This is a genomic window from Pedomonas sp. (assembly GCF_036515995.1).
Classification (GTDB): Bacteria; Pseudomonadota; Alphaproteobacteria; order Sphingomonadales; family Sphingomonadaceae; genus Pedomonas.
Genome location: NZ_DATBUP010000030.1, coordinates 1 through 7,519, shown reverse-complemented (window position 1 = coordinate 7,519; position 7,519 = coordinate 1). Strand labels below are relative to the sequence as shown.

Below are 7,519 nucleotides of genomic sequence, written 5' to 3'. Positions count from 1 at the left end.
CGGCTGGATCAGGCGCTGGGAGAGCGGGGCGAGCCGGTGGTGCCCCTAAGTCCGCCGCCCACGCTGTGCGTGACGCGCAGCTTCGGCGCGCCGCTGATCGACCGGGCGCTGGTGGAAGCGTGGCTGCCGCGGCTGCTGGCTGAACTGGTGGCGCTTCTGGGCGAGCAGGGGCTGGGCGCGCGGCGGCTGCGGCTGGCAGCGTTCCGGGTGGACGGCTCGCGGCAGGACGTGCTGGCCGGCATGGGCGAGCCGACGCGGGACGTGGCGCACATGCAGCGGCTGCTGGCCCCCCGGCTGGAGACGCTGGAGGCGGGCTTCGGCATCGAGAGCATAAGCCTGGCGGCAGAGGAGGCCGGGCCGGTCAATACGGCGCAAGGCAGCTTCGCCGGAGACCGGGGCGCGCTCGATCTGGCGCAGCTGGGCGACCGGCTGGCCAGCCGGCTGGGGCCGCAGGCGGTTTACCGGCTGGCCGCGCGGGAAAGCCACGTGCCGGAGCGGGCCGAGCGCATGCGTCCGCGAGGCGCGGGTGCGAGACGGACGGCCCTCGACTTCGACCGGCCGCGCCCGCTTTTGCTGCTGGACCGGCCCGAGCCGGTCAGCGTGATCGCCGAGGTGCCGGAAGGCCCGCCCGCCCGCTTCGTGTGGCGGCGGCTGGAGCACCGGGTGACGCGCGCCATCGGGCCGGAACGCATCGCCCCCGAATGGTGGCACGACGGCGAGGACGCCCGCACGCGCGACTACTACATGGTGGAAGACATGGAAGGGCGGCGCTTCTGGCTGTTCCGCCACGGCCTTTACGGCGGCGCGCCGGGCGAGACGGACGCAGAGCCGGACTGGTTCATTCACGGCTTTTTCGGCTGAAGGCGGCCTGCGGCTGTTCCTGCACAAATTTGTCCGGAAAAATTTAGCGCCGGGGCAGGCTGGGCGCTTGCTTTCAGGGCCGGTTTTCTGTTCTCTCAATGATTACGGCCCAGCTTGGGGTAGGGCTGGCCGGAGTGATCGTGTTTTTGCGTCTGGACGTTGGGGCTTGCCTGTGCGTGGGCAAATGAGGGGAGACGCATGAGCGCCAATCTTTACGGCATGTTTCTGGCGCGGCAGGTCGGCATCGAGGACAAGCCGTGTCTTGTGTGGCGTCATGAGACGCTGCTGCGCTTCGGCGATCTGGCCGAGCGGGTGGGGCGCTACCGGGCCGTGCTGCAGGAACTGGGCGTCTGCCTTGGCGACCGGGTGGTGGTGCAGGTGGACCGCACGCCGGAGTTCGTGTTCCTGTATCTCGCCTGCCTTGCCCGCGGCGCGATCATCGTGCCGCTGAACACCGGCTATACGCAGGACGAGCTGGCCTATTTCATTGCCGATGCGGAGCCCAGCCTGATCGTGGGCACGGAGGCCAACCGCGCGGTGCTGCAACAGGCAGCCGCGGGCCGGATGGGCAAGGCGAAGGGCCTGCGCATCGAGACGCTGCACGCCGATGGCACCGGCTCGCTGGAGCGGCTGGCGGTGGAGGCGGTGCCCCACCCCGGCATCGCCCGCATGGAGCCGGACGACGTGGCCGCCATCCTCTACACCTCCGGCACCACCGGGCGGCCCAAGGGCGCCATGCTGACCCACGGGAACCTCTCCAGCAACGTGGACGCGCTGCACCAGACGTGGCGCTTCTCGGCGCAGGACGTGATCCTGCACGCGCTGCCGCTGTTCCACGCCCACGGCCTGTTCGTGGCGCTGCATCTGGCGCTGTGGAGCGGCAACACCACCATCCTGCTGGAGAAGTTCGACGCGGATCTGGTGATCGACCGTCTGCCGGAGGCCAGCGTGTTCATGGGCGTGCCCACCTTCTACACCCGCCTCCTGGCCAGCCCGCGCTTCACGCGGGAGGCCTGCCGGAACATCCGGTTGTTTCTCAGCGGCTCCGCCCCGCTGCTGCCCCAGACCTTCGAGGAGTTCGAGGCCCGCACCGGGCACCGCATTCTGGAGCGCTACGGCATGACCGAGGCGGCCATGATCACCTCCAACCCCTACGAGCAGGACGGACGCCTTCCCGGCACCGTGGGCTTCCCCCTGCCGGGCGTGGAGGCGCGGGTGTCAGACGGGCAGGGAGGCGAAGCCGCCACGGATCAGCCGGGCGTGCTGGAAATCCGCGGCCCCAACGTGCTGAAAGGCTACTGGAAAAAGCCCGAGGCCACGGCCGAGAGCTTCACCTTCGACGGCTTCTTCATCACCGGCGACGTGGCGGTGAAGGACGAGACCGGGCGCATCACTCTCGTCGGCCGGGCGAAGGACCTGATCATCTCCGGCGGGTTCAACGTCTACCCGGTGGAAATCGAGCAGGCGCTGAACGAAGTGCCCGGCGTGACGGAAACCGCCGTCATCGGCGTGCCCCACCCGGACTTCGGCGAAGGCGTGGTGGCCGTGGTAGTGCCGGAAAAACCGGGCGCCGTGACCGCCGAGACGTTGGCCACCGCGCTGGACGGCAAACTCGCCCGCTTCAAACTGCCCAAGGCCTACGTACTGGTCTCCGACCTGCCCCGCAACACCATGGGCAAGGTGATGAAGGCGAGACTGCGGGAGGAATACCGGGAGCTGCTGGGGTAGGTCTTGCCTTCGGCCTGAATTTCCGCTTCGCGGTTTGTTTTTGCAGGGGTCCATGACCCCTGCACCCCTGATTTTTTAAGGCTGTGCGTGGGCTTTCCGGTGATGTGAGCTGGAGGACGTTCAAGCGACCGTGGTTCGGGTGCACCCTCGCAAAAAGACTGTCACAAGCGAATTAACTATCTAATCTCAAGCGGCTTTCGGCCCCTGCGCCTCGCGCGGAGGGAACCTCGGGTCATGGCTACGGTTCCCATTGGTGTGAGCCGGGCAACCGGACATGACGGTCATGATCACGAGAACACCAGCAAGGAGACGCTGATGGCTGCGCCCCCCGTCCGCCAGAGGTTGCCGCATTCCCGGCTGTATCCCCTGCTGCATCCGCTGCATGCGCTGTTGCTGGCGTTCCCGATCGCGCTGTTCAGCAGCGCGCTCGCAAGCGACATCACGTATCTCAACAGTGCGGAGATCCAGTGGACGAACTTCTCGCAGTGGCTGCTGGCGGGCGGATGCCTGATGGGCGGCTTTGCGCTGCTGTGGGCGCTCGTGCTGGTGGCGCGTACAGGCGCGACGCCAGAGGAGCGAGCCGTGCGGACGCGGGCCGTGGTCTATCTGCTGCTGCTGGCCGTGATGTGGATCGCCGGGCTGGTGAACAGCTTCCAGCACAGCCGCGACGGCTGGAGCTCGGTGGAGACGACGGGGCTGGTACTCTCGATTATCTCCACGCTGGCGGCGCTTGCCGCCGGATGGGTGGGGTATTCGAGCCTGCGTGCCGAACGGGCCTATCTTGCTGAAGGAGAGGGCCTATGAACCGCTGTCCTTCCCTGTTGATGGGGGTTGCGGGCTGCCTTGCGCTCCTGCTCTCCGCCTGCGCCGATCCGGGCGAGGTGACGAACCAGACCGGCCCGGAGCCGCAGCTGCCCAAGGTGAATGAGACGCTGCTGCCGCCGATGAAGATCGCCAAGCCAGCGGGCTGGGGGAACGCGCTGCCGCTGGTGCCGGAGGGCTTCACGATCACGGCGCTGGCGACCGAGCTGAAGATTCCGCGCCAGATCCTCGTGCTGCCGAACGGAGACATTCTGGTGGCGGAGGGCTCGGGCGGCAACGCCCCGAAGCTGCGGCCCAAGGACGTGATCGCGGGGTATATCAAGGCCCTCGGCAAGACCGACGTGGAGGGGGGTGATCGCATCACCTTGCTGCGCGACGCGGACGGCGACGGGCAGGCTGAGGTGAAGACCACGTTCATCGACGGGCTGGACGCGCCCTACGGCCTCGCCTTCGTGGACGGCAGCCTGTACGTCGCCAACCAGGACGCGCTGCTGCGCTTCCCCTACACGGAGGGCGCGACCCGGCTGACCGACGGCGAGGAAGTGACCAAGCTGCCCTCCGAGGTCAATCACCACTGGACCAAGGCGCTGACCGCCAGCGCGGACGGCACCAAGCTTTACGTCGGTATCGGCTCCAACAGCAACGTGGGCGAGCGCGGGCTCGACATCGAGGAGGAGCGGGCGGTCATCTGGGAGGTCGACCGGGAGACCGGCGCACGGCGCACGCTGGTGCGCGGCATCCGCAACCCGACCGCGCTGGCGATCGAGCCCGGCACCGGGCAGCTGTGGGCGGTGGTGAACGAGCGGGACGAGCTGGGGCCGGATCTGGTGCCGGATTATCTGACGTCCGTTCGCGACGGTGCGTTCTACGGCTGGCCCTACAGCTACTGGGGCCAGAACATCGACCCGCGCGTGCGCCCTCAGAAGCCGGAGTTGGTGAAGACGGCGATTGCGCCCGATTACGCGCTCGGCTCGCACGTGGCGGCGCTGGGGCTGACGTTCGTGACCGGCGAGACCTTGCCCGCCGAGTACCGGCAGGGCGCGTTCGTGGGCCAGCACGGCAGCTGGAACCGGGAGACGCTGTCCGGCTACAAGGTGGTGTGGGTGCCGTTCCTGAACGGTCGCCCCTCCGGCCCGCCGCAGGATTTTGTGACCGGTTTCATCACCGGGAACGACCGGGCGCGGGGCCGGCCGGTGGGCGTGACGTTCGACGCCGCGCGCGGCAGGCTGCTGATTGCGGACGACCTCTCCAACACGGTGTGGCACGTGGCCCCAACCGGCGCGATGACCGGCTCCGGAACCCCTGCAAACACCCCGCAATAGCGCGGCGGTCCTGTACAGCTAAGGGTTTGCATAGTCCCTTCGTGCTGATTTCGTTTGCCTGCGCAATGTAACTTGCTTAACAGGTTACATCATGACCGGGAAACACGCCTTCATAGCTGGAAGCCTTTCGCTCTGCCTCGTCGATACACTGGGCGGTCGCGGGGGGGCGGGGGTCGAGCGGCTTACGGGACCGGAAGACCTGCGGGAGTGGCTGGTGTCGGCGGGCTTGGCCGTGCAGCCGTTGCCGGCACCATCGGACGAGGATGTGGCGAACGCCCGCGCGCTGCGGGAGGCGATCCATCGCTGTGGGCTGGCCGTGCTGGCAAAGGCCCCGATGATGGCGGGAGATCTCGCCATCCTCAACGGATGGTCCGCCCATCCGCCGCTACGCCCCCAGTTCACCGGGCAGGGCCTGACGTGGCAGGCGCGGGAGCCGGTAAAGGCGGCGCTTTCAACCCTTGCCGCTGACGCCATCGAGACCCTGGCGCCGCCAAAGGCCGCACGCATCCGGGTCTGCCCGGAATGCCGGATGATGTTTCTCGACAACTCGCGTGCCGGGCGGCGGCAGTGGTGCTCGTCAGCCACCGGCTGCGGCAATCGCGCCAAGGTGCGAAGCCACCGCGCCCGCATTTCCAGATCCAGCAACGGGGGCTCCCCATGACAGACAAGCGTGCGTGCTTCGATTTCGAAGTGGTTTTCTCCAACGGCGGCGGCCTGCAAGGGCAGGGCTTCCGGCTCGACATCGAGGGCGATGACATCGCCGACAGCGAGCTGGCCGCCTACATCATCCGCGACCTGCGGCTGCTGATGGTGGGCGAGGTCAGGATCTTGAACAAGCAGATCATCGAAGAGCGGCACAAGCGTCCAAACAAGGACGCTGGCGTAACCGAGGCGGCAATCGGTGATGGTGCGGTTCTGGTGGACCTGAGCCATACCATCGAGCACGGCATGATCACCTACAAGGGGCTGCCAGCCCCGCTGATCTGCGATTACCTCTCGCGCGAGCAGTCACGCACACAGTACAACGCGGGCACGGAATTCCAGATCGCCCGCATCGACATGGTGGCGAACACCGGCACCTATCTGGATACGCCGTTCCACCGCTATGCCCACGGCACCGACCTTGCGGGCCTCGACCTCAGCGACATTGCCGACCTGCCGGGGGTGGTTGCGCGGGTTTCCGGCATCGGCACGCGCGCCATCAACTGGGGCAACTTCGCCGCGCTGGAGGTAAAGGGGCGGGCCGTGCTGATCAACACCGGCTGGGACCGTCACTGGCGGACGGACAGCTACTTCGAGAACCACCCGTTCCTGACGGAAGCCGCCGCGCTTTGGCTGCGCGATCAGGGCGCGGCGCTCGTCGGCATCGACTCGTTCAACATCGACGACACCTCCGGCGGCACGCGCCCGGTGCACTCGGTGCTGCTGGGGGCGGGTATTCCCATTGTGGAGCACATGACGGGGCTGGACAGGCTGCCCGTGGAGGGGTTCCGCTTCTCGGCCGTGCCGCCCAAGATCAAAGGCATGGGTACGTTCCCGGTGCGCGCCCATGCCCGCCTCTGCGCCTGCGGGTGAGGGCGATAATACAGTTTGTCGGGGCGCTTTACATTTTAACCATATTGTTTTTTCACCACTTTTGTAAGCGCATGGAATTAATTCAAAAATGTAACTGGCCCGAAACGTGCATTTAACCCTTCCGAGTGGGCGCAGGGGGGCTGCGCCAGACGTCTGAGGGGCTTTTGCCGTGAAAAAGTTTGTTTTCCTGTGCGCCGTTGCGGCGAGTGTGCTTGCGGGTCCCGCCCACGCGGTGGTGATCGACTTCAACGACATGCCTGTGAATACGATCCTGACGGATCAGTATGCCGATCTGGGCGTCACCTTCTCTGCCTATGAGGACGGAGAGGAAGTGCCGCTGGCGGTGGTGAGCGACTTTGGCGCTCCCGACTATGGAAACTACCTGGCTAATCTACCAAATAATTCTTTTAGTTATGACCTGCGGCATGACTTGGTGCGGCTCGATTTCTCGAGCACGCTGGAGTCCCTGTCGCTGGATGTGACCTCGCACGGTTCTCTATCAGTCACTTTCAACGCCTATGGCCTCGACGGCGCATTGCTGGAGACGCTGAGCCTGGGCAATACGTACGCCTTCCGAACCGTCAACTTCTCGGCCCAAGGCATTGCACGGCTGGATGTGCTGCAGCCCCAGGACAACTGGGTCTATGGCCTCGACAACATTACTTTCGAACTGGCAGCGCCCGCGACCGATGTGCCGGAACCGGCGACCCTTGGCCTGCTGGGCCTTGGCGCGCTGGGGGTGGCTGGTTTCCGCCGCCGCAAGTCAGCCTGAGAGGCGAACGGGACAGCGGGGGGATAAAACCCCCGCAACCTGAAAGAGCAATTTAATTCGACAATCCAAGTGCCCACCGGGACACTTTGCCGGATGAATGGCGGGGTGGGTTTTCCAAGGGCCGGGTGGCCGATGGCTCAGGTCTTTGAGTCGCGCCCTTACACCCCCAGCAGGAAGCGGACGTCTTCGAGGATTTCGGAGAGGGGGAGGATGTCCTGATTGGCGAGATCATAGAGGGCGTCGGCGATGACTTCCTCGTGGCGGGGCTCGAACTGGATGTCCTCCCGGCACTCGACGAGGGCGGCCCAGCGGGCGACATCGGCGGCGGTAAGCTCGCCCAGCACGTAGCGGTCGAGAATGGCGGAGATGTCCAGCCGGGTGAGGGTGGCGGCGGGGGTTGCATCCATCGGCAGCTCGGCCAGACCCCTCACCACCTCGT

The 7,519-nt window shown here is 66.4% G+C and carries 7 protein-coding genes and 1 pseudogene; 7 read left to right on the top strand and 1 reads right to left on the bottom strand.

All coding sequences use genetic code 11. The features are described 5' to 3' along the window. From VIG90_RS02545 to VIG90_RS02515, 7 genes and pseudogenes are all read left to right on the top strand, one after another. A pseudogene (locus VIG90_RS02545) lies at nt 1–861 on the top strand (DNA polymerase Y family protein); the annotation flags it as partial. A gap of 198 nt (nt 862–1,059) precedes the next feature. Further along, the gene (locus tag VIG90_RS02540; RefSeq protein WP_331591862.1) at nt 1,060–2,589 is read left to right on the top strand and encodes an AMP-binding protein; all 1,530 of its coding nucleotides are present in this window, start codon (nt 1,060–1,062) and stop codon (nt 2,587–2,589) included. 234 nt (nt 2,590–2,823) lie between these two features. Next, nucleotides 2,824–3,393, top strand: coding sequence for a DUF2231 domain-containing protein (locus tag VIG90_RS02535; protein ID WP_331591861.1), 570 nt, complete (start codon nt 2,824–2,826; stop codon nt 3,391–3,393). Further along, nucleotides 3,390–4,733 carry a sorbosone dehydrogenase family protein gene (locus VIG90_RS02530; RefSeq protein WP_331591860.1) on the top strand — a complete coding sequence of 448 codons (1,344 nt, stop codon included), beginning with the start codon at nt 3,390–3,392 and terminating at the stop codon, nt 4,731–4,733. Before VIG90_RS02535 ends, VIG90_RS02530 begins: the two co-directional genes overlap by 4 nt. Before the next feature lie 91 nt (nt 4,734–4,824). After that, a complete protein-coding gene (locus VIG90_RS02525; protein ID WP_331591859.1) occupies nt 4,825–5,394 on the top strand; it encodes a CGNR zinc finger domain-containing protein in 570 nt (189 codons plus the stop codon). Beyond that, nucleotides 5,391–6,308 carry a cyclase family protein gene (locus tag VIG90_RS02520; RefSeq protein ID WP_331591858.1) on the top strand — a complete coding sequence of 306 codons (918 nt, stop codon included), beginning with the start codon at nt 5,391–5,393 and terminating at the stop codon, nt 6,306–6,308. The genes VIG90_RS02525 and VIG90_RS02520 overlap by 4 nt, the downstream gene beginning before the upstream one ends. A 169-nt stretch (nt 6,309–6,477) precedes the next feature. Continuing rightward, complete coding sequence (locus VIG90_RS02515) at nt 6,478–7,080, top strand: PEP-CTERM sorting domain-containing protein (RefSeq protein WP_331591857.1); 603 nt, start codon at nt 6,478–6,480, stop codon at nt 7,078–7,080. A gap of 158 nt (nt 7,081–7,238) precedes the next feature. Here VIG90_RS02515 and VIG90_RS02510 read toward each other — a convergent pair. Further along, on the bottom strand, nt 7,239–7,519 hold a 281-nt coding region (locus VIG90_RS02510; RefSeq protein WP_331591856.1), incomplete at its 5' end, for a hypothetical protein.

What these genes read in the sequence shown, in the direction of transcription:
- VIG90_RS02520 (WP_331591858.1), top strand. Translation starts at nt 5,391, where the DNA reads ATGACAGACAAGCGTGCGTGCTTCGATTTCGAAGTGGTTTTCTCCAAC.
- VIG90_RS02540 (WP_331591862.1), top strand. Translation starts at nt 1,060, where the DNA reads ATGAGCGCCAATCTTTACGGCATGTTTCTGGCGCGGCAGGTCGGCATC.
- VIG90_RS02525 (WP_331591859.1), top strand. Translation starts at nt 4,825, where the DNA reads ATGACCGGGAAACACGCCTTCATAGCTGGAAGCCTTTCGCTCTGCCTC.
- VIG90_RS02535 (WP_331591861.1), top strand. Translation starts at nt 2,824, where the DNA reads ATGGCTACGGTTCCCATTGGTGTGAGCCGGGCAACCGGACATGACGGT.
- VIG90_RS02530 (WP_331591860.1), top strand. Translation starts at nt 3,390, where the DNA reads ATGAACCGCTGTCCTTCCCTGTTGATGGGGGTTGCGGGCTGCCTTGCG.